The sequence below is a fragment of the Variovorax sp. W2I14 genome (genome assembly GCF_050435205.1).
GTDB classification, from domain to species: Bacteria; Pseudomonadota; Gammaproteobacteria; order Burkholderiales; family Burkholderiaceae_C; genus Variovorax; species Variovorax paradoxus_C.
The window spans coordinates 3,386,010-3,408,463 of sequence record NZ_JBNDJX010000001.1 but is presented as its reverse complement, the minus strand read 5'-3'; the positions used below and the strand labels follow the sequence as shown (position 1 = coordinate 3,408,463).

At 67.7% G+C, this 22,454-nt stretch carries 12 protein-coding genes; all 12 read left to right on the top strand.

Features of this window, described 5'->3' with window-relative positions:
• The first annotated feature begins 82 nt into the window (after positions 1–82).
• The 12 genes from QF040_RS16015 (at position 83) to QF040_RS15960 (ending at position 22,453) form a co-directional block, all read left to right on the top strand.
• Complete coding sequence (locus tag QF040_RS16015; protein ID WP_429611875.1) at positions 83–997, top strand: LysR family transcriptional regulator; 915 nt, start codon at positions 83–85, stop codon at positions 995–997.
• Between the two features lie 411 nt (positions 998–1,408).
• Entirely contained in the window at positions 1,409–8,884 is a 7,476-nt protein-coding gene (locus QF040_RS16010) for an amino acid adenylation domain-containing protein (RefSeq protein WP_429611873.1), read from the top strand.
• 11 nt (positions 8,885–8,895) lie between these two features.
• Positions 8,896–10,215 (top strand): glycosyltransferase, encoded by a 1,320-nt coding sequence (locus tag QF040_RS16005; RefSeq protein WP_429611872.1) that lies wholly within the window; start codon positions 8,896–8,898, stop codon positions 10,213–10,215.
• A 34-nt stretch (positions 10,216–10,249) separates the two neighbouring features.
• On the top strand, positions 10,250–10,462 hold the full coding sequence (locus tag QF040_RS16000; protein ID WP_307503226.1) for an MbtH family protein: 213 nt from the start codon (positions 10,250–10,252) through the stop codon (positions 10,460–10,462).
• Positions 10,463–10,470: 8 nt separating this feature from the next.
• Entirely contained in the window at positions 10,471–11,436 is a 966-nt protein-coding gene (locus QF040_RS15995; RefSeq protein ID WP_429611871.1) for a glycosyltransferase family 2 protein, read from the top strand.
• A complete protein-coding gene (locus QF040_RS15990) occupies positions 11,433–12,692 on the top strand; it encodes a TCR/Tet family MFS transporter (protein WP_429611870.1) in 1,260 nt (419 codons plus the stop codon). The genes QF040_RS15995 and QF040_RS15990 overlap by 4 nt, the downstream gene beginning before the upstream one ends.
• Before the next feature lie 186 nt (positions 12,693–12,878).
• Positions 12,879–14,492, top strand: a complete 1,614-nt coding sequence (gene xdhA, locus QF040_RS15985) for a xanthine dehydrogenase small subunit (protein ID WP_429611869.1) — start codon at positions 12,879–12,881, stop codon at positions 14,490–14,492.
• A 2-nt stretch (positions 14,493–14,494) separates the two neighbouring features.
• Entirely contained in the window at positions 14,495–16,963 is a 2,469-nt protein-coding gene (gene xdhB, locus QF040_RS15980) for a xanthine dehydrogenase molybdopterin binding subunit (protein ID WP_429611868.1), read from the top strand.
• A 103-nt stretch (positions 16,964–17,066) separates the two neighbouring features.
• On the top strand, positions 17,067–18,056 hold the full coding sequence (locus QF040_RS15975) for a LysR family transcriptional regulator (RefSeq protein WP_429611867.1): 990 nt from the start codon (positions 17,067–17,069) through the stop codon (positions 18,054–18,056).
• Between the two features lie 74 nt (positions 18,057–18,130).
• Positions 18,131–19,531, top strand: coding sequence for an NCS2 family permease (locus QF040_RS15970; protein ID WP_429611866.1), 1,401 nt, complete (start codon positions 18,131–18,133; stop codon positions 19,529–19,531).
• Positions 19,532–19,803: 272 nt separating this feature from the next.
• Positions 19,804–21,318, top strand: a complete 1,515-nt coding sequence (locus QF040_RS15965) for an ABC transporter ATP-binding protein (protein ID WP_429611865.1) — start codon at positions 19,804–19,806, stop codon at positions 21,316–21,318.
• Positions 21,311–22,453 carry an ABC transporter permease gene (locus QF040_RS15960; protein ID WP_013542886.1) on the top strand — a complete coding sequence of 381 codons (1,143 nt, stop codon included), beginning with the start codon at positions 21,311–21,313 and terminating at the stop codon, positions 22,451–22,453. Before QF040_RS15965 ends, QF040_RS15960 begins: the two co-directional genes overlap by 8 nt.
• The last annotated feature ends 1 nt before the right edge of the window (position 22,454 follow it).

Here is a 22,454-nt window from a genome sequence, read left to right as displayed (position 1 = left end):
CGGCTTTGGGGCCGACTGAAAACCGCTCACCAGTGTGCGTGCCATGGGGTCCGTGCTCAATAAAATAATCAAGCTAAGCAATATGAATGGCATGCATATCGACTCGGTCGACCTCAACCTGCTGCGCTTGTTCGATGCGGTCTATCGCGAGCGCAGCGTGAGCCGCGCGGCGGAGTCGCTGGGCCTCACGCAGCCTGCGGCAAGTCACGGTTTGGGGCGGCTGCGGTTGTTGCTGAAAGACGCGCTCTTCACGCGCACCCCTGGCGGCGTGGCGCCGACACCGCGCGCCGACCGGCTCGCGGTCGCGGTGCAGGCGGCGCTCAGCACGATCGAGGCGGCGCTGCACGAGCCCGATCGCTTCGAGCCGCAGGTCTCGCGCAAGAGCTTTCGTATTCACATGAGCGACATCGGCGAAGGGCGCTTCCTGCCCGCGCTGATGGCGCGGGTGGGCGAGCTGGCACCCGGCGTGCGGCTGGAGACCCTGCCGCTGCTGCCGGCGGATGTCGCGCCCGCGCTCGACAGCGGCCGCATCGATTTCGCCTTCGGTTTCCTGTCGAACGTGCGCGACACGCAGCGCACGCATCTGCTGAAAGACCGCTACATCGTGCTGCTGCGCAAGGGCCATCCGTTCGTGAAGCGCCGGCGCAAGGGGCAGGCGCTGCTCGAGGCGCTGCAGGAGCTCGACTACGTGGCCGTGCGCACGCACGCCGACACGCTGCGCATCCTGCAGCTGCTGAACCTCGAAGACCGCCTCCGCCTCACGACCGAGCACTTCATGGTGCTGCCGGCGATCGTGCGTGCCACCGATCTCGCGGTGGTGATGCCGCGCAACATCGCGCGCGGTTTCGCGGAAGAGGGCGGCTACGCGATCGTCGAGCCGCCGTTTCCATTGCGCGACTTCAGCGTGTCGCTGCACTGGAGCAAACGCTTCGAGGGCGACCCGGCCAATCGCTGGTTGCGGCAGGTGATCACGGCGCTGTTCTCCGAGCGCGCCTGAGGCGACGGCGCGTTCGACAACCAAAGTACGCGCCGTGTTGCGTGTACGCGCGGGCATCTGCGATTAACACGATGAGCGATGCCCCTACAACTTCCTCGCCAAGTTGCTGCATCGCAACAAGCTTTTGGGGTGCACGGCGCCCGAAATACGATGAAAGCCTTCGATTCCGAAAGCCGCGATTCATGTCGCAACGCAAGGATGAAATCTTTCGCGCTCAAAGGCGTTCATGAAATGTTTTTACCCCAAAAACCGTCATTGAAAGTGTTGCAACCACTTGTACAGTGGACTGGCAATGTGAACGGATTGTTACCGCGGAGCACCGGCATTTCTCCTTGAGCGGCCGATGCACGACGCGTCCATTTCACGCGCACATGCATCGTTGCCAATTTCACTCAAGACCTGGAGAAGTGCATGAGTACCGTCGATCAGCTGGGCCGCACCGCCCCCCTTACCTCGGGGCAGATGGCGATGTGGCTCGGCGCAAAGTTCGCCTCGCCCGACACCAATTTCAACCTCGCCGAAGCCATCGACATCGCGGGCGAGATCGATCCCGACATCTTTCTCGCCGCCATGCGCCAGGTGGCCGATGAAGTCGAGGCCACGCGATTGAGCTTCGTGGATACCCCGCAAGGACCGCGGCAGGTGGTCGCACCTGTTTTCGCTGGGGAAATTCCGTACCTCGACCTCAGCGGCGACAGCGATCCGCTGGCCGATGCAGAGCGCTGGATGCGCGCCGACTACACCCGCAACATCGACCTCGCGCATGGGCAACTGTGGCTGTCCGCGCTGATCCGCCTCGCGCCCGATCGCCACATCTGGTATCACCGCAGCCACCATATCGTGCTCGACGGCTTCAGCGGCGGGCTCATTGCACGCCGCTTCGCCGACATCTACACCGCGATGGCCGACAACAACGCAGCGGTGCCCGAAGACTCGCGCCTCGCACCGATCTCTCAGCTCGCTGACGAAGAACATGCCTACCGCGAGTCCGGCCGCTTTCCGCGCGACCGCCAGTACTGGACCGAGCGCTTCGCCGACGCACCCGATCCGCTGAGCCTCGCCTCGCGCCGCTCGGTCAACATCGGCGGCCTCTTGCGCCAGACGGTGCACCTGCCCGCGGTCAGCGTGCAAGCCTTGCAGGCCATCGCGCAGGAGCTCGGCACCACGCTGCCGCAGATCCTGATCGCCACCACCGCCGCCTACCTGTATCGCGCAACGGGCATAGAGGACATGGCGATCGGCATCCCCGTCACCGCGCGCCACAACGACCGCATGCGCCGCGTGCCCGCGATGGTCGCCAACGCGCTGCCGCTGCGCCTCGCGATGCGCGCGGACCTGCCGATTCCGGAACTGATCCGCGAAGTCGGCCGGCAGATGCGGCAGATCCTGCGGCACCAGTCGTACCGCTACGAGCACCTGCGCAGCGACCTCAACATGCTGGTGAACAACCGGCAGCTCTTCACCACCGTGGTCAACGTCGAGCCCTTCGACTACGACTTCCGTTTTGCGGATCACCCCGCCAAGCCGCGCAACCTCTCGAACGGCACGGCGGAAGACCTCGGCATCTTCCTGTACGAACGCGGCAACGGACAGGACCTGCAGATCGACTTCGACGCCAACCCCGCAGTGCACACCGCAGAGGAATTGGCCGACCACCAGCGCCGCTTGCTGGCGTTCATCGATGCTGTGATCCGCCTGCCGCTGCAGGCTGTCGGCCAGATCGACCTGCTCGGCGCCGACGAACGCAAGCAGTTGCTGGTCGAGTGGAACGACACGGCCCACGCGGTGCCCGACACGCACCTCACTGCGCTCATCGAAGCGCAGCTCGCCGCCAACCCGCAAGCCATTGCGTTGCGCTTCGACGGCGACGCGATGCCCAACGAAGAACTGAACCGCCGCGCCAACCGTCTCGCGCACCTGCTGCGCGCACGCGGCGCAGGCCCTGAGCGCACCGTGGCGCTCGCGATTCCGCGTTCGATGGACCTGATGGTCGCGTTGCTCGCCACGCTGAAGACGGGCGCGGCGTACCTGCCGGTCGACCCGGACTTCCCGCAGGACCGCATCGCCTTCATGCTCGGCGATGCGCAGCCCGTGTGCCTCGTCACGACCGAATCCCTCGCGGAGTCGCTGCCGGCAGCCGCCCCCACATTGCTGATCGATGCAGCGCAAACGATTGCCGAGTTGGTGACTTGCGACGACAAGAACCCCGGCGTCGCGATCGATCCCTCGCACCCGGCCTACGTGATCTACACCTCGGGCTCGACCGGCATGCCCAAGGGCGCGGTCGTGTCGCACCGCGCCATCGTCAACCGCCTCTGCTGGATGCAGGACCGCTACGGCCTCCAGGCCGACGACCGCGTGCTGCAGAAGACACCCTCGAGCTTCGATGTGTCGGTGTGGGAATTCTTCTGGCCGCTGATCGACGGCGCCACGCTGGTGCTCGCGAAGCCGGGCGGCCACAAGGATGCGGCGTACCTTGCTAGCCTCATCGCCGACGAAGGCATCACCACCATTCACTTCGTGCCGTCGATGCTCGAAGTCTTCCTGCTCGAACCCACGGCTGCCGCGTGCACCACGCTGCGCCGTGTGATCTGCAGCGGCGAGGCGTTGTCGCCCGCGCTGCAGTCGCAGTTCCAGCAGCGCCTTTCGTGCGAGCTGCACAACCTCTACGGTCCGACCGAGGCCGCGGTCGACGTCACTTCGTGGGAATGCGAACGCACGGCCGAGGCGGAAGCCACGAGCGTTCCCATCGGCCGCCCGATCTGGAACACGCAGATGCACGTGCTCGACAGCGGCATGCAGCCCGTGCCGGCCGGCGTGACCGGCGAGCTGTACATCGCAGGCGTCGGCCTCGCGCGCGGCTATCTCAAGCGCCCGCTGCTGAGCGCCGAGCGCTTCATCGCCAACCCCTACGGCGCGCCCGGCAGCCGCATGTACCGCACCGGCGACCTCGCGCGCTGGCGCAAGGACGGCAGTCTCGATTTCCTCGGCCGCGCCGACCAGCAGGTGAAGATCCGCGGCCTGCGCATCGAGCCGGGCGAAGTCGAATCGGCGTTGTTGCAGCATCCGCAGGTCGCGCAGGCCGCGGTGGTGGCGCGCGAAGACGTACCGGGCGAGAAGCGCCTCGTGGCCTACGTCGTCGCCGCCGATGCGGCAGATCCGCAAGCGGCCGAACTGCGGGCACACCTCGCGCAATCGCTTCCCGAGTACATGGTTCCGTCAGCCTTCGTCAGCCTCCCGTCGCTGCCGCTGGGCCCGAGCGGCAAGCTCGACCGCAAGGCGCTGCCGCCCCCCGAAGTGCAGGCCGCAACACCTTATGCCGCGCCGCGCACGCCGACCGAAAAGATCCTCGCCGGCCTCTGGGCCGAGACGCTGCACCTGCCGCGCGTCGGCGTGAACGACAACTTCTTCGAACTCGGCGGGCACTCGCTGATGATCGTGCAGCTCATGTCGATGATCCGGCAGCAATTCATGATCGACCTGCCGGTCGACACGCTGTTCCAGGTCTCCACCATCGCGGGCCTCGCCGAACTGCTCGACCAGGAATCGATCACACGTCCGAGCCTCACTCCGATGCCGCGCCCCGCGCGCATTCCGCTCTCGTTCGCACAGCGCCGCCTGTGGCTGATGAACCAGCTCGAAGGCGCGAACCCAGCCTACAACATGCCGCTCGCGCTGCGCCTCTCCGGCACGCTCGACCGCGCCGCGCTGCATGCGGCGCTCGGCGACCTCGTGCAGCGCCATGAAAGCCTGCGCACCGTCTACCCGAACGAAGACGGGCTGCCGTACCAGCACATCCTGGACGGCGCGGATGCGCGCCCGGCGGTGATTGAGGCCAACAGCAGCGAAGAAGAAATCGCCGCGCAACTTCACACCGCTGCAGGCCATGCCTTCGACCTCGGCAACGCGGCGCCGTTGCGCGTCTACCTGTTCAAGCTCGTGGCCGACGAGCACGTGCTGCTGCTTCTCACGCACCACATCGCCGGCGACGGCGCGTCGCTGCTGCCGCTGGCGCGTGACCTCAGCGTGGCTTATGCCGCGCGCTGCGAAGGCAAGGCGCCGGGCTGGGAGCCGCTGCCGCTGCAATACGCCGACTACGCGCTGTGGCAGCAGGAACTGCTCGGCAGCGAAGACGACGCCGACAGCATGGCCGGCCGCCAGCGCGAGTTCTGGCGTTCCTCGTTGGGCGACCTGCCCGAGCAACTGGCATTGCCCGTCGACCACGCACGTCCTCTCGTTCCCACCTACCGCGGCGACGTGGTTCCGCTGCAGATTCCGGCGCACGTGCACGAACGCATCCTGCAACAGGCACGCGACGGGCAGGCGAGTGTTTTCATGGTGCTGCAGGCCGCGCTCGCGGGTCTCCTGAGCCGTCTTGGGGCGGGCGACGACATCGTCATCGGCAGCCCGGTCGCCGGGCGCAGCGACCACGCGCTGGACGAGCTCATCGGCTGCTTCGTCAACACGCTGGTGCTGCGCACCGACACCTCGGGCCAGCCGAGCCTGCGTGAACTGGTCTCGCGCGTGCGCGCCACCAACCTCGCGGCCTATGCGAACCAGGAGTTCCCGTACGACCGCCTCGTCGAGCTGCTGCGCCCGGGCCGCTCACGCGCCAACCTGCCGCTGTTCCAGGTCATGTTGGGCTTCCAGAGCACCAACCGCCTGTCGTTCAGCCTGCCGGGCCTGTCGATCACGCCGCAGCCGGTGGCCATCGATACCGCGAAGTTCGACCTGTCGTTCATCCTCGGCGAGCAGCGCAGTGCCGATGGCCTGCCGGGCGGCATCTCCGGCGGCATCCAGTACAGCACCGACCTGTTCGAGCGCAGCACCATCGAAGCCCTGGGCGCGCGGCTGGTGCGCTTGCTCGAAGAGGCTTGCGAGGCACCCGACGACGCGGTGAGTGGGCTCGCGATCCTGAGCGCGGAAGAAACCGATCGCCTGCTCTCCGACTGGAGCGGCCGCACGCGCGCTCTCGCACCGCTCTCGTTCGCCGACATGGTGGCTTCGCACGCCGCCGAGCGCCCGCATGCAGACGCGGTGGTGCTCGACGACGCGACCGTGAGCTACGCCGAACTCGATGCGCGCGCCAACCGGCTCTCGCACCTGCTTCGCGCACAGGGCATTGCGGCCGGCGCCATCGTCGCGACGGTGCTGCCGCGTTCGCTCGACCTCATCGTGGCGCACCTGGCCATCGTGATGGCCGGCGCGGCCTATCTGCCCATCGACCCCAACCACATGGCCGCGCGCAGCGCCTTCGTGTTCGAGGAGGCCGCGCCCGCCGCCGTGCTGACGCACGAGGCGCTGCTGCCCGAGCTGGCCGGTGTTCTCCGCTGCATCGCGCTGGACAGCGACAGCATGGTCGCCGCGCTGGCCATCCAGTCGGACGAACCGCTCGCGCAAACGGCCGCGCCCGACGATGCCGCCTACATCATCTACACCTCCGGCTCCACCGGCGTGCCCAAGGGCGTGGTCGTGCCGCATGCGGGCCTCGCCAGCCTTGGCACCGCGATGGCGGAACGGCTCGTCATCGACCACGACTCGCGCGTGCTGCAGTTCTCCTCCAGCGGCTTCGACGCGTCGGTGATGGATCAGTTGATGGCCTTCCGCGCCGGCGCCGCACTGGTGGTGCCGGGGCCGGAGCAACTGCTCGGCACGGACCTCGCCGACCTGCTCGAGAAGCAGGCCGTGACCCACGCGCTGATTCCGCCCGCCGCACTCGCGACCTTGCCGCATGGCGAGTTCCCGCACCTGCGGACGCTGGTGGTCGGCGGCGATGCCTGTCCCGCCGCGCTGGCCGCGAAGTGGTCAGAGGGCCGCCGCATGATCAACGCCTACGGCCCGACCGAGATCACCATCTGCGCGAGCATGAGCGCGCCGATGACGGCCGGGGAGCTGCCTTCCATCGGCCAGCCGATCTGGAACACGCGGATGTACGTGCTCGACGACGCCCTGCAGCCGGTGCCGCCGGGCGTCGCGGGCGAGCTCTACATCGCTGGCAGCGGCGTGGCGCGCGGTTATCTCAACCGGCCGGCGCTGAGCGCGGAGCGCTTCATCGCCGACCCGCACGGCGCCCCCGGCAGCCGCATGTACCGCAGCGGCGACCTCGCGCGCTGGCGCGCCGACGGCACGCTCGATTTCCTCGGCCGCGCCGACCAGCAGGTGAAGATCCGCGGCTTCCGCATCGAGCCGGGCGAAATCGAATCCGTGCTGCTCAAGCATCCGCTGGTCACGCAGGCCGCAGTCATCGCCCGCGAAGACGTGCCCGGCGAGAAGCGCCTCGTCGCCTACTTCGTCGCCGGCTCCGAACCGCAGCCGACCGAGCTGCGCGCCCATATGGCGCAGGGCCTGCCTGACTACATGGTGCCCTCGGCCTTCGTGCGCCTGCCTTCGCTGCCGCTCACGCAAAGCGGCAAGCTCGACAAGAAAGCGCTGCCGGTGCCCGACCAGCAACCCGTCGCGCTGTATGTGGAGCCCCGCACGCCCACCGAGAAGCTGCTCGCGGACCTCTGGGCCGAGACGCTGCACCTGGAGCGCGTCGGCATCCACGACAACTTCTTCGAGATCGGCGGGCATTCGCTCATGGCCATCCAGCTCGGGATGCGCATCCGCCAGCAGGTGCGCGCGGACTTCCCGCACGCCGAGGTCTACAACCGCCCGACCATCGCCGACCTGGCCGCGTGGCTCGACAACGAAGGCGGCACGGCCGAGGCGCTGGACCTGTCGCGTGAACTCGACCTGCCCGCGCACATCCGCCCACAGGCCACCGCGCCGAAGCTCGCACCGCGAAGTGTGTTCCTCACCGGTGCCAGCGGCTTCGTCGGCAGTCACTTGCTCGCAGCGCTGCTGCGCGACACCGCGGCCTGCGTGGTCTGCCATGTGCGTGCGCCCGACGAACAGGCCGGCGAAGCGCGCCTGAAGCGCACGCTGGCCCAGCGCCAGCTCGGCGCGATCTGGGACGACGCGCGCATCAAGGTCGTGACCGGCGACCTCGGCAAGCCGCGCCTGGGTCTCGATGACGCGGCCGTGCAGTTGGTGCGTGATGGCTGCGACGCCATCTACCACTGCGCCGCGCAGGTCGACTTCCTGCATCCCTACGCGAGCCTCAAGCCCGCGAATGTCGACAGCGTGGTCACGCTGCTCGAATGGACGTCGCAGGGCCGCGCGAAGAGCATGCATTACGTCTCCACGCTTGCGGTGATCGACCAGAACAACAAGGAAGACACCATCACCGAGCAGTCGGCGCTGGCCTCGTGGAGCGGGCTGGTCGACGGCTACAGCCAGAGCAAGTGGGTCGGCGATGCGCTGGCCCGCGAGGCGCAGGCGCGGGGCATGCCGGTCGCGATCTACCGGCTGGGGGCCGTCACCGGCGACCACACGCACGCGATCTGCAATGCCGACGACCTGATCTGGCGCGTGGCGCATCTCTATGCCGACCTGGAAGCGATTCCCGACATGGACCTGCCGCTGAACCTCACGCCGGTGGACGACGTGGCGCGCGCCATCCTCGGCCTCGCGGCGCAAGAGGCCTCGTGGGGCCAGGTGTTCCACCTGATGAGCCAGGCGGCGCTGCGGGTGCGCGACATTCCGCACGTCTTCGAGCGCATGGGCATGCGCCTCGAGCCGGTCGGGCTCGAACCCTGGCTGCAGCGCGCACATGAACGGCTGGCGGTGGCGCAAGACCGCGACCTGGCCGCCGTGCTCGCCATCCTCGACCGCTACGACACCACGGCCACGCCGCCGCAGGTGAGTGGCGCGGCCACGCATGCGCAGCTCGAAGCCATCGGCGCGCCGATCCGCCCGGTGGACCGCGACCTGCTGCAGCGCTACTTCGTCGACCTGGGCATCGACACCAAGGCGCGCCGCGCCTTGGAAACCACCACTACATAGGAGCAAACGGAATGGCACGCTATCTCATCGCAGCAACCGCCTTGCCGGGACACGTCCTGCCGATGCTGGCCATCGCGCAGCATCTGGTGGGCCAGGGGCACGAGGTTCGGGTGCACACCGCGAGCCAGTTCAAGGTGCAGGCCGAGGCCACCGGCGCGAGCTTCACACCGTTCGAGCGTGCGATCGACTTCGACTACCGCGACCTCGACAAGCGCTTTCCCGAGCGCCAGCGCATCGCCTCGGCGCATGCGCAGATGTGCTTCGGCCTGAAGCACTTCTTTGCCGACGCGATGGCCGCGCAGCACGCGGGCCTGCGGTCGATCCTCGAAGACTTCGAGGCCGACGCCATCCTGGTCGACACCATGTTCAGCGGCACCTTCCCGCTGCTGCTGGGCAAGGCGCGCGAAGACCGTCCGGCCATCGTCGGCGTCGGTATCTCGGCGCTGCCGCTGTCGAGCTGCGACACCGCCTTCTTCGGCACCGCGCTGCCCCCGTCGGCCACGCCGGAAGGGCGGGTGCGCAACAAGGCGATGAACGCCAACCTCAAGCAGGCGATGTTCGGCGAGGTGCAGCGCTACTTCGACACGCTGCTCGCGCGCGCGGGCCTGCCCGCGCTGCCCGATTTCTTCGTCGATGCGATGGTGAAGCTGCCCGATCTGTACCTGCAGCTCACCGCGCCTTCGTTCGAGTACCCGCGCAGCGATCTGCCCGCGTCGGTGCATTTCGTCGGCCCGCTGCTCTCGCCTGCGAGCCGCGACTTCACGCCGCCCGAGTGGTGGCATGAACTGGACGACGGGCGCTCGGTCGTGCTGGTCACGCAGGGCACGCTGGCCAACCAGAACCCGTCGCAACTGATCGGCCCGACGCTGCAGGCGCTGGCGGGCGACAAGAACATCCTCGTCATCGCCACCACCGGCGGCCCGGTGCCGCCGGCGCTCACGGTGAACCTGCCCGCCAACGCGCGCGTCGTGCCTTTCCTGCCCTACGACCGGCTGCTGCCCAAGCTGCACGCGATGGTCACCAACGGCGGCTACGGCTCGGTCAACCATGCGCTGAGCCTTGGCGTGCCGCTGGTGGTCGCCGGCACTTCGGAAGAAAAGCCCGAGATCGCCGCGCGCGTGGCCTGGTCGGGCGCCGGCATCAACCTCGCCACCGGCCAGCCGACCGCGCGCCAGGTCGGCGACGCGGTGCGCAAGGTACTGGGCAACTCCACCTACCGCCAGCGCGCGGCGGTGCTGCGCGAGGACTTCGCGTGCCATCGCGCGCTGACCGGCATCGCGGAAGCCCTCGAGGCGCTGCCGCAAACCTCCGCATCCGCGGAAATGGCCTGAGCCTGAACCTCACAAGACAACAAGGAAATTCGAGATGAGCAATCCCTTCGACGACAAGAACGCCAGCTTCCAGGTGCTGGTGAACGACGAGGGCCAGCACTCGCTGTGGCCCGCCTTCATCGCCGTGCCCGCTGGCTGGCAGGTGGCGCTGGCGCCGACCGACCGCGACGCCTGCAGCGCCTACATCGAGGCGAACTGGCAGGACATGCGGCCGCGCTCGCTGGTGGCGGCCACGGCGGCTGGCTGACGCCGAGGATGTCCGTCCCGTTCGGTGCCGTCGTCGTCACCTATTTCCCGACCGACGAGCAAGTGGCGAACCTGCATTCGCTGGCCGCCTCATGCCCGCGCCTCTGCGTGATCGACAACACGCCGCAGGTCGACGGCTGGCATCCGGCGCTCGTCGAGGCGGGCGTCCCGGTGCTGCACAACGGCAACCGCGGCGGCATCGCGGGTGCCTTCAACTGCGGCATCGCCGAACTCGAAGCGCGGGGCGCCGAACTCTTCTTCCTGCTCGACCAGGATTCGAAGTTGCCGCCCGGCTACTTCGATGCCATGTGCGAGGCTGCGACGGTGGCGCGGGGCAGGGAAGGTGAGCGTGAAGACGACGCGGCGTTCCTCATCGGCCCGCTGGTGCACGACACGAACCTGGATGCGCTGATCCCGCAATTCGGCCTCGAGGGCAAGCGCGTCTACCAGTTCGACCTGCGGCAGCCCTTCACCGAGCCGTTGATGCGCTGCGCCTTCATGATCTCCTCGGGCTCTTTGATTTCGCGCGGCGCGTGGGCCAGGGTCGGCCGCTTCGACGAGCGCTACGTGATCGACCACGTGGACACCGACTACTGCATGCGCGCCCTCGGCAGCGAGGTGCCGCTGTACCTGAACCCGCACGTCGTGCTGCGGCACCAGATCGGCGACATCCAGGCCCGGTCGCTGTTCGGCTGGAAGATCCATTTCATCAACTATCCGGCGGCGCGGCGCTACTACATCGCGCGCAATGCGCTGGACCTTTCGCGGGCGCATGTGCGCGCCTTTCCCGCGATTCTTTTCATCAACGTCTACACGCTCAAGCAGATCCTGCCCATGCTGATGTTCGAGCGCGACCGGCTGAAGAAGACCATCGCGCTCGTGCTCGGCTGCTTCGATGGCCTGTTCGGGCGGCTCGGGGGGCTCATCGAGGCGCATCCCCGCGTAGGCAAATACCTGATGAGTCGCAGCGAGTGAGCGCCACCCTTCCAGCACCGCGCGTGCGCCGTGCCGCGCTCGCCTTCATCTTCGTGACGGTGCTGATCGACTTCCTGGCGTTCGGCCTGATCCTGCCCGGCCTGCCGCACCTGGTGGAGCGCCTGGCCGGCGGCAGCACCGCGACGGCGGCGTACTGGATCGCGGTGTTCGGCACTGCGTTCGCGGCAATCCAGTTCGTGAGCTCGCCGATCCAGGGCGCGCTGTCCGATCGTTTCGGTCGGCGGCCGGTGATTCTGTTGTCGTGCCTCGGGCTCGGCGTGGACTTCGTGTTCATGGCCCTGGCCGACAGCCTGCCGTGGCTGTTCGTCGGTCGGGTCGTGTCCGGCGTGTTCTCGGCCAGCTTCACCATTGCCAATGCCTACATCGCCGATGTGACGCCGCCGGAAGATCGCGCCCGCAGCTACGGCATCGTGGGCGCGGCCTTCGGCATGGGGCTGGTGTTCGGGCCTGTGCTCGGCGGGCAACTGAGCCACATCGATCCGCGCCTGCCGTTCTGGTTCGCGGCCGGCCTGACGCTGCTCAGCTTCTGCTACGGATGGTTGGTGCTGCCGGAGTCGCTGCCGCCGGAGCGACGCGCCCGCAAGTTCGACTGGTCGCATGCCAATCCGCTGGGGTCGCTGCTGCTGCTCAAGCGCTATCCGCAGGTGTTGGGGCTGGCGGCGGTGATCTTTCTCGTCAACCTGGCCCAGTACGTCTACCCGAGCGTGTTCGTGCTGTTTGCCGACTACCGCTACCACTGGAAGGAAGACGCCGTGGGCTGGGTGCTCGGCGCGGTGGGCGTGCTCAGCGTGTTGGTCAATGCGCTGTTGATCGGGCCGGGCGTGAAGCGCTTCGGCGAGCGCCGTGCGCTGTTGTTCGGCATGGGCTTCGGCGTGCTCGGCTTCATCGTCATCGGCCTGGCCGATGTGGGCTGGATGCTTCTGGCCGCACTGCCGTTCGGCACCTTGCTGGCGTTCGCCGGGCCGGCGGCGCAGGCGCTGGTCACCCGGCAGGTTGGCGCGGCCGAGCAGGGCCGCATCCAGGGCGCGCTGACGAGCCTGGTGTCGGTGGCGGGCATCGTCGGGCCGGCGATGTTTGCCGGCAGCTTCGGCTATTTCATCGGCACGGACGCGCCCGTGCACCTGCCGGGCGCGCCGTTCTTCATCGCCGCGCTGTTCCTCTGCATCGGCACGCTGATCGCGTGGCGCTACGCACAGCCGAAACCCACGGCGACAGCGGTGCCCGAGCCGACCTGACGCGAGCGGCCCGGGGTGCGCCCCGCGCCCATGGCCCGGTAATTGCTCCCGCCTTCCAGGGTTTCCCCCTAGGTCGCATACCCGCGCCCACATACGCAATATGGCTCCCGCGGTATGTGGGTTGCGGCCCAAGCGACTAACGTCCAGGCTTGGCCGGAAACACCGAGCCGCCCACGAGCGAAGCGCATGAGTACAGAGCCCAACAATATCCAGCCCGTCCGTTTTTTCCATCGCGGCAAGATCGTCGACGTCAGCGGCGTGCATCCGACCCGTTCGGTGCTCGACTGGCTGCGCGAGGACGCGCACTGCACCGGCACCAAGGAAGGCTGCAACGAAGGCGACTGCGGTGCCTGCACCGTGGTGATCGGCGAGCTGGCCACCGACGCGAATGCACCCGGCGCCATCGGCGGCCTGCAACTGCAGACGGTCAACGCCTGCATCCAGTTTTTGCCCACGCTGCACGGCAAGGCGCTCTTCACGGTCGAAGACCTGAAGGCGCAGTGCGCCGCCCCGGCGCTGCAGGACAAGAAGCACCCCGTCCACACGCTGCATCCGGTGCAGCAGGCGATGGTCGACTGCCACGGCTCCCAGTGCGGCTTCTGCACGCCGGGCTTCGTGATGTCGCTGTGGTCCACCTACGAACACCACCAGGCCGAGGGCACGCAGCCCACGCGCCAGCAACTGGCCGACGACCTTTCGGGCAACCTGTGCCGCTGCACCGGCTACCGCCCGATCCTCGATGCGGGCCAGCGCATGTTCGACCTGCCGGCCGTGCGGCTCGACACGAAGCCCGTGGTGGCCGCGCTCACCGCGCTGCAGAACGGCGGGCAAGACCTGAACTACGCCGCGCCGCTCGGCGCCCGCATCGACCACTTCCACGCCCCCAGGACCATCGCCCAGCTCGCCGCGCTGCGTGAGCAGAAGCCGCGTGCCCAGTTGCTGGCCGGCTCCACCGACGTCGGGCTCTGGGTCAACAAGCAGTTCCGCGACCTCGGCGACATCATCTATGTGGGCGACGTGGCCGAAATGAAGACCATCGAGACCCGACAGACCACCGATGGCGGTGAGCTCTACATCGGCGCAGGCGCCTCGCTCGAATCCGCGTTCGAAGCCTTGGTGCAGCGCGTGCCCAGCCTGCAGGACGTGTGGCTGCGCTTCGCCTCGCCGCCCATCCGCCATGCCGGCACCATGGGCGGCAACGTGGCCAACGGCTCGCCCATCGGCGACTCGCCGCCGGTGCTGATGTCGCTCGATGCAGAGATCGAACTGCGTCGCGGAGACGCGGTGCGCCGCATGCCGCTGCCCGACTTCTACATCGACTACATGAAGAACCAGTTGCAGCCCGGCGAATTCGTGCAGGGGCTGGCGATTCCGCTGGCCGCCATGCGCCGCCAGGTGCGTGCCTACAAGATCAGCAAGCGCTTCGACTGCGACATCTCGGCGCTGTGCGCGGGCTTCGCGATCGAACTCGAAGCGGGCAGCGACACGGTGAAGGCCGTGCGCCTGGCCTTCGGCGGCATGGCCGCGACGGTGAAGCGCGCGGCGAATGCCGAAGCCGCGCTCGTCGGCAAACCCTGGACGCAATCCAGTGTCGCCACCGCCAAGCTCGCGCTGGCGCAGGACTTCAAGCCCCTGTCGGACATGCGCGCGTCGGCCGACTACCGGTTGCAGGTGGCGCAGAACCTCATCCAGCGCCTCTGGCTCGAAACCCGCACCGAAGACGCGCTTTCGCTCGAAGAAACCAGCGTCTGGAGCGTGATGCCCCATGCCTCCGCCAAAGCGCAGGCGGAAGGAGTCTGACCATGAACAAGCCCATCGACGCCCGCCTGCTGCAGCCCGCCGAGGCCTTTGCCGATTACCTGAAGAACACCGCCGCGCGCATCGACCCCGCGGCCGAAGCGGTCGCGCACGACCTGGGCGCACGCGTCGGCATCAGCCGGCCGCACGAGTCGGCGCACCTGCACGTGGCCGGTGAAGCGACCTACATCGACGACATTCCCGAAATCACGGGCACGCTGCATTGCGCGCTCGGCCTTTCGCCCGCCGCCAACGGCCGCGTGACGGCGCTGTCGCTCGACGCGATCCGCGCGATGCCCGGCGTGGTGGCGGTGCTGACGGCCGAGGACATCCCAGGCACCAACGACTGCGGCTCGATCATTCACGACGATCCGATCCTGCTGCCTGTGAACGACGGCGGCGAGATCCGCTACCTCGGCCAACCCGTGTTCGCGGTGATCGCCGAAACGCGCGAGGCCGCGCGCCGTGCTGCCGCCAAAGCCAAGGACGCGCTGACCATCGAGGCGCAACCGCCCGTCATCACGCCGCAGGACGCGCATGCGCGCGGCCAGTACGTCGTGCCGCCGATGCACATCGTGCGCAGCGGCGGCAGCGCCAACGAAGGCGACGAGGCCGCTGTGCGCGCCGCCATCGCCAAGGCGCCGCATCGCCACAAGGCCACGCTCGACGTGGGCGGGCAGGAGCAGTTCTACCTGGAAGGCCAGATCAGCTACGCCATTCCTAAGGAAGGCGGCGCGCTGCATATCCACTGCTCCACGCAGCATCCGAGCGAAATGCAGCACTTGGTGGCGCATGCGCTGCACCTGCAGTCGAACGAAGTGCATGTCGAATGCCGGCGCATGGGCGGCGGCTTCGGCGGCAAGGAATCGCAGTCGGCGCTGTTCGCCTGCGTGGCGGCCATCGCGGCGCGGCAACTGCAGCGCCCCGTGAAGCTGCGGCTGGACCGCGACGACGACTTCATGATCACAGGCCGCCGCCACTGCTTCTGGTACGAGTACGACGTCGGCTTCGACGACGAAGGCCGCATCCTCGGCGCGGAGATCACCATGGTCTCGCGCGCCGGCCACTCGGCGGACCTCTCGGGCCCGGTGATGACGCGCGCGCTCTGTCACTTCGACAACGCCTACTGGCTGCCCAACGTGGCGATGCACGGCTTCTCGGGCAAGACCAACACGCAGAGCAACACCGCGTTCCGCGGCTTCGGTGGCCCGCAGGGCGCCATTGCCATCGAGAACATCATGGATTCGGTGGCGCGCGAGTTGAAGTGCGACCCGCTCGACGTGCGGCGCGTCAACTTCTACGGCAAGGCGGAGAACAACGTCACGCCCTACCGCCAGACCGTGACCGACAACATCGTCCATGAACTCGTGGCCGAGCTGGAGGCCAGCAGCGACTACCGCGCGCGGCGCGAAGACATCGCCGCGTTCAACAAGAAGAGCACGGTGCTCAAGCGCGGCCTGGCGCTCGCGCCGCTCAAGTTCGGTATCTCGTTCAACGTGAAGCACTTCAACCAGGCCGGCGCGCTGGTGCACGTGTACACCGACGGCTCGATCCTCGTGAACCACGGCGGAACCGAGATGGGGCAGGGCCTCAACACCAAGGTGGCGCAGGTGGTGGCGCACGAGCTGGGCGTGAGCTTCGAGCGCGTGCGCGTCACCGCGACCGACACGACCAAGGTGGCGAACACCTCGGCCACGGCCGCATCGACCGGCGCCGACCTGAACGGCAAGGCCGCGCAGGATGCGGCACGGCAGATTCGCGAGCGCCTCGCCGACAGCGCGGCGGAGCGCCACGGCGGCAAGGCCAGCGACGTGCGCTTCGCGAACGACAAGGTCGAGGTCAACGGCAAGTCGCTGACCTTCAGCACCGTGGTCGGCGAGGCGTATCTCGACCGGAAGCAACTCTGGTCCGACGGCTTCTACGCCACGCCCGGCCTGAGCTGGGACAAGGACAAGATGCAGGGCCGCCCGTTCTACTACTACGCCTACGGCGCGGCGGTGAGCGAAGTGGTCGTCGACACGCTCACCGGCGAATGGAAGCTGCTGCGCGCCGACATCCTGCACGACGCGGGCAAGTCGTTGAACCCGGCGGTGGACATCGGCCAGGTCGAAGGCGCCTTCATCCAGGGCATGGGCTGGCTCACGACCGAAGAGCTGGTGTGGCACCCGCAAAGCGGCAAGCTCACCACGCACGCACCGAGCACCTACAAGATCCCGACCGCCAACGACTGCCCACCGGTCTTCAACGTGCGCCTGTTCGAAGGCCAGAACTTCGAGGATTCGATCCACCGCAGCAAGGCCGTGGGCGAGCCGCCGCTCTTGCTGCCGTTCTCGGTGTTCTTCGCGATCCGCGATGCGGTGTCGGCGGCCGGCGGCCACAGGGTCGATCCGCCGCTGAAGGCGCCGGCCACGAGCGAGTCGATTCTTCGTGCCGTCACCGCCGTGCAGGCGGGGCCGGCTGCATCGGCCGAATGAAAACGGGCCGTGCTCGCACGGTCCGAGCTTCACTCCCACACCCGGTTTCGCCAAATGCTGCGCTGTATAACTGTTCGCACAGACAAGAAAGGTGTGAACAGCCATGAGAGACCAAGCGCTTTTCGACAAGATCGATCTCCACCTGATCCGGGTGCTTCACACCGTGCTGACCGACCGCAGCGTCTCGCGCGCCGCCATTCGCCTGGGGATGTACCAGCCGGCCGTCTCGGCTGCGCTCAAGCGCCTGCGCGAGCTGTCGGGCGATCCGCTCCTGGTGCGCTCGGGCTCGGGCATGGTGCCCACCGATGCGGGGCTGCGGATGATCGAACCCGCGGCCAGCATCCTGCGTGCGGCCGAGATGCTGTTCTCCGATGCGCGCGGCTTCGAACCGCAATCGGCGGCCACCACCTTCCGCATTGCAGCGAGCGACTACATGGACCCGCTCTTCCTGCCGATGCTGGTGGCGCATGTGAAGCGCGAGGCGCCGCTCTGCCAGATCGAGATCCACGCGCTCTCGCCCGATTCGGACTACCACGGACATCTCGCGCTCGGGCAGGTCGACCTGGTGATCGGCAATTGGTTGAAGCCGCCGGAAGACCTGCACATGGCGCGGCTCTTCGGCGACGAGGTGGTGTCGCTGGTCAACCAGGACCATCCGGCGGTGCGCCGCGGCTGGGACCTGGAGACCTGGCTCGCGGCCGAGCACATCGCGCCCACGCCCATGCATCCGGGCGGGCGCGGCATCATCGACCAGATGCTCGACGAGCTGGGCCGGCAGCGCAACATCACCGCGCGCTGCGCGCACTTCAGCCTCATTCCCGACATGGTGGCCTCGAGCCTGCTGGTACTCACCACCGGCCGCCAGTACTGCGAGCGTTTCGCCGCGCGGCTGCCGGTGACGATCATCGATTGCCCGGTGGCGCTGCCGCGCCTCATGTATTACCAGCTCTGGCACGAACGCACCCATTCGTCGAGCTCGGCGCGGTGGCTCCGCGAATGCATCAAGGAGGTGGCGGCGTCGCTGCGGCCTCCGGTTTCCGCGATATCCGGCGCGGCCCGCCCGTTCGCCGCCCCTGAAACCCCGGATCCCTGAAAAACCCCCGTTCGCGCCGGCGTCGTGAGCGGGGGAACGATGAAACCGCCACTACAACAGCTGGAGACAAGCGAATGAGTACGTTGGAACAGGCGCCCAAAGGCGCCGAGCCCCACACCCCGGGGCATGTCGAGTCCGCGCGTCCGCGTGCGGCTGTGGGCAGCGCAAGCGGCTCGGGTCTGCTTGAGCGGGTGTTCAAGCTCAGTGCGCACAACACCACGGTGCGCACCGAGGTCATCGCGGGGCTCACGACCTTCCTCACGATGGCCTACATCATCTTCGTGAACCCGACCATCCTCGGGGACGCGGGCATGCCGAAGGGCGCGGTCTTCGTGGCCACCTGCCTCATCGCTGCGCTGGGCACGCTGATCATGGGCCTCTATGCCAACTACCCGATCGCCATGGCGCCGGGCATGGGCCTGAACGCCTACTTTGCCTACGTGGTGGTGCTGGGCATGGGCTACACGTGGCAAATTGCGCTGGGCGCGGTGTTCATCTCGGGGTGCCTGTTCCTCATCGTCACGGTCACCGGATTGCGGGAGCTGTTCATCGCGGGCATACCGCAGTCGTTGCGAACGGCGATCACGGTGGGCATCGGCATGTTCCTCGCGCTCATCGCGCTGAAGAGCGCGGGCATCGTCGCGGCATCGCCCGCCACCTTCGTGACGCTGGGCGACCTGCACTCGCCACCGGTGGTGCTGGCCACGCTGGGCTTCCTGGTCATCGTGGCGCTCGACAAGCTCAAGGTGCGAGGGGCGATCCTCATCGGGATCCTGCTGGTGACGGTGCTGTCGTTCTTCTTCGGCGGCAACAAGTTCCATGGCGTGTTCGATGCGCCGCCGTCGATCGCGCCCACCTTCATGCAGCTGGACATCCTGGGTGCGCTCAAGGGCGGCATCCTGAACGTGGTGCTGGTGTTCTTCCTGGTCGAGATGTTCGACGCCACCGGCACGCTGATGGGCGTGGCCAAGCGCGCCGGCCTCCTGGTGCCCGGCAAGATGGAGCGCATGAACAAGGCGCTCCTGGCCGACAGCGGCGCGATCTTCGCGGGCTCGCTGCTCGGCACCTCGAGCACCACGGCGTACGTGGAAAGCGCGGCCGGCGTGCAGGCGGGCGGCCGCACCGGCCTCACGGCCGTGGTGGTGGCGGTGATGTTCCTCGCCTGCCTCATGATCTCGCCGCTCGCGGGCTCGGTGCCGGCCTACGCCACCGCCCCGGCGCTGCTCTTCGTGGGCTGCCTCATGCTGCGCGACCTCGTCGAGCTCGATTGGGAAGACACCACCGAGGTGATTCCCGCCGCGGTGACCGCGCTGGCCATGCCCTTCACCTACTCGATCGCCAACGGCCTGGCCTTCGGCTTCATCACCTATGCGGTGCTCAAGCTGTGCACCGGGCGGGCACGGGAAGTGCATGCGATGGTGTGGGTGATCGCGGCGATCTTCCTGTTCAAGTTCGCCTACATCGGCGGGCACTAAGAGATTGAGAGGCACTTCGGCATGACCGCTCATCCCCCGCAAACAGACCCGCTCTGCGTTGCAAATGCTCGCCATAGCCCTAGCCATGGCTGCGCTTTGCGCCTTGATCGGCCCCGTTTGCGGGGGCTGCTCGGCCACGCCGAAGCGCCTCTCAACCTCTGAGCTGAGCGCCGTCGGGCGCCGCTGGTCGCGGGAGCAGTCGTCAGTGCTAATAAACTGACAACTGTTCCCGCTTTGTTGCTGTTGAACGAGACAAACCCACGAAACCCGGCATGACAACCCCCCGACTCCAGCTCGCGCACATCACCAAGCGGTATCCCGCGGTGGTGGCCAACAGCGACATCTCGCTGGCCGTCGCTCCCGGCGAAATCCATGCCGTTCTCGGCGAGAACGGCGCGGGCAAATCGACGCTGATGAAGATCATCTACGGTTCGGTCAAGCCCGACGAAGGCACCGTCACCTTCGACGGCCAGGCCGTCAACCTGCGCAATCCCCAGCAGGCGAGGGCGCTGGGCATCAGCATGGTGTTCCAGCACTTCAGCCTGTTCGACACGCTCACGGTGGCCGAGAACGTGTGGCTGGGCCTCGACAAATCGCTGCAGCTCGCGGAAGTGGCGCGCAGCATCACCGCCAAGGCCAGCGAATACGGGCTGGACATCGACCCCTCGCGCCCGGTGCATACGCTCTCGGTGGGCGAGATGCAGCGGGTCGAGATCATCCGCGCACTGCTCACCAACCCCAAGCTCCTGATCCTGGACGAGCCGACCTCGGTGCTCACGCCGCAGGCGGTCGTCAAGCTCTTCACGGTGCTCAACAAGCTGGCGTCGGAAGGCTGCAGCATCCTTTACATCAGTCACAAGCTGCACGAGATCCGCGAGCTGTGCACCGCCTGCACGGTGCTGCGCGGCGGCAAGGTCACGGGCGTGTGCAATCCGCAGAACGAGAGCAACGAATCGCTCTCGCGGCTGATGATCGGCAGCGAGCCGCCGCCGCTGCAGCACCGCCCTGTGCACGCGGGCGCCGTGGCGCTGCGCGTGAAGGGGCTCACGCTGGCGCGCGAAGACCAGTTCGGCGTCGACCTCGACGGCATCTCGTTCGAGGTGCGTGCGGGCGAGGTCGTCGGCATTGCGGGCGTCTCGGGCAACGGCCAGAAAGAACTGCTCTACACGCTCTCGGGCGAGGACGTGCGCGCCGATGCCTCGATGATCCAGGTGTTCGACAAGCCCGCCGGCCGTCTCAGGCCACGCGCACGCCGCGCACTGGGCCTGCACTTCGTGCCCGAGGAACGCCTCGGCCGCGGCGCGGTGCCCACGCTGGGGCTCGCGCACAACCTGCTGCTCACGCGCGGCAATGCGGTGGGCAAGGGCGGATGGATCCGCACCGCCGCACTCGAAAAGCACGCCAAGGGAATCATCGAGCGCTTCAACGTCAAGGCGGGCGGCCCGAATGCGGCGGCGCGTTCCCTCTCTGGCGGCAACCTGCAGAAGTTCATCGTCGGCCGCGAGATCGACGCCAACCCCAAGCTCTTCATCGTCTCGCAGCCCACCTGGGGCGTGGACGTGGGCGCGGCCGCGCTCATCCGTGGCGAGATTCTCGCGTTGCGCGACGCCGGCTGTGCGGTGCTGGTGGTGAGCGAAGAGCTCGACGAGCTGTTCGACATCAGCGTCCGCCTGCACGTCATCGCCAAGGGTCGGCTCTCTCCGTCCATCGACCGTGCCGCGGCCACGCTGCCGCAGATCGGCGAATGGATGAGCGGACTCTGGAACAAGGAAGCGGCTCATGCTTAAGCTCGAACCCCGCCCGGAGCTTTCGCGCTTCTGGACTTTTGCCTCGCCAATCCTGGCGCTGCTCATCACGGTGCTGATCGGCGTGGCCCTCTTCGCCGCGCTCGGCAAGGACCCGGTCAAGGGCCTGATGGTGTTCTTCTACGAGCCGATCAAGAACGGCTATGCGCTCGGCGAGCTGATGATCAAGGCGACCCCGCTGCTCATCATCGCGCTCGGCCTTGCGGTGTGCTTCCGCTCCAACGTGTGGAACATCGGCGCCGAGGGGCAGTTCGTGTTCGGCGCCATCGTCGCGGGCGGCGTGGCGCTGCTGGCCGACAAGAACACGGGCTCGTGGATCGTCGTCGCCATCCTCGTCGCGGGCACGCTCGGCGGCATGGTGTGGGCGGGCATCGTGGCGTTCCTGCGCGACAAGTTCAACGCCAACGAAATCCTCGTGAGCCTGATGCTGGTCTACGTGGCCACGCTGCTCCTGAGCTACATGGTGTTCGGCCCGTGGAAGGACCCGCAGGGCTACAACTTTCCGCAGTCCAAGACCTTCGAGGCGGTCACGCAGATCCCGCGGCTCTTCAAGGGTTCGCGCGTGAGCATCGGGTTGATCATTGCGCTGGTGGGCGTGGGCGCGCTGTGGGTGTTTTTGTTCCGCACGCGCGCGGGCTTCGCGCAGCAGGTCGGCGGCCTCGCTCCGGCGGCGGCGCGCTATGCCGGCTTCTCGGCACGGCGCGCGGTGTGGATCGCGCTGCTCACCTCGGGCGGCGCGGCGGGTCTCGCCGGTGCGCTCGAAGTCGCCGGCCCGCTCGGCCAGCTCACGCCCTATGTGCCGGCCGGCTACGGCTTCGCGGCCATCATCGTGGCCTTCGTCGGGCGGCTGCATCCGGTGGGCATGGTGTTCTCGGCCATCCTCATGAGCATGTTCTACATCGGCGGCGAGCTGGCGCAATCGCGCCTCGGCCTGCCCAAGTCGCTGACCGGCGTGTTCCAGGGTCTCTTGCTCTTCACGCTGCTGGCCTGCGACACGCTCATCGCGTACCGCATCCGCCGGAAGGCCGCGGCGAAAGCCATCCTCGCGACGAGCTCGCTGCAAGCCAGCACGCCGCTGACCGCGCCTGTTGCGCGTTCGAACGAAGGAGCCCTCTGAC

What these genes read in the sequence shown, in the direction of transcription:
- QF040_RS16015 (WP_429611875.1), top strand. Translation starts at nt 83, where the DNA reads ATGAATGGCATGCATATCGACTCGGTCGACCTCAACCTGCTGCGCTTG.
- QF040_RS16010 (WP_429611873.1), top strand. Translation starts at nt 1,409, where the DNA reads ATGAGTACCGTCGATCAGCTGGGCCGCACCGCCCCCCTTACCTCGGGG.
- QF040_RS16005 (WP_429611872.1), top strand. Translation starts at nt 8,896, where the DNA reads ATGGCACGCTATCTCATCGCAGCAACCGCCTTGCCGGGACACGTCCTG.
- QF040_RS16000 (WP_307503226.1), top strand. Translation starts at nt 10,250, where the DNA reads ATGAGCAATCCCTTCGACGACAAGAACGCCAGCTTCCAGGTGCTGGTG.
- QF040_RS15995 (WP_429611871.1), top strand. Translation starts at nt 10,471, where the DNA reads ATGTCCGTCCCGTTCGGTGCCGTCGTCGTCACCTATTTCCCGACCGAC.
- xdhA (WP_429611869.1), top strand. Translation starts at nt 12,879, where the DNA reads ATGAGTACAGAGCCCAACAATATCCAGCCCGTCCGTTTTTTCCATCGC.
- xdhB (WP_429611868.1), top strand. Translation starts at nt 14,495, where the DNA reads ATGAACAAGCCCATCGACGCCCGCCTGCTGCAGCCCGCCGAGGCCTTT.
- QF040_RS15975 (WP_429611867.1), top strand. Translation starts at nt 17,067, where the DNA reads ATGAGAGACCAAGCGCTTTTCGACAAGATCGATCTCCACCTGATCCGG.
- QF040_RS15970 (WP_429611866.1), top strand. Translation starts at nt 18,131, where the DNA reads ATGAGTACGTTGGAACAGGCGCCCAAAGGCGCCGAGCCCCACACCCCG.
- QF040_RS15965 (WP_429611865.1), top strand. Translation starts at nt 19,804, where the DNA reads ATGACAACCCCCCGACTCCAGCTCGCGCACATCACCAAGCGGTATCCC.
- QF040_RS15960 (WP_013542886.1), top strand. Translation starts at nt 21,311, where the DNA reads ATGCTTAAGCTCGAACCCCGCCCGGAGCTTTCGCGCTTCTGGACTTTT.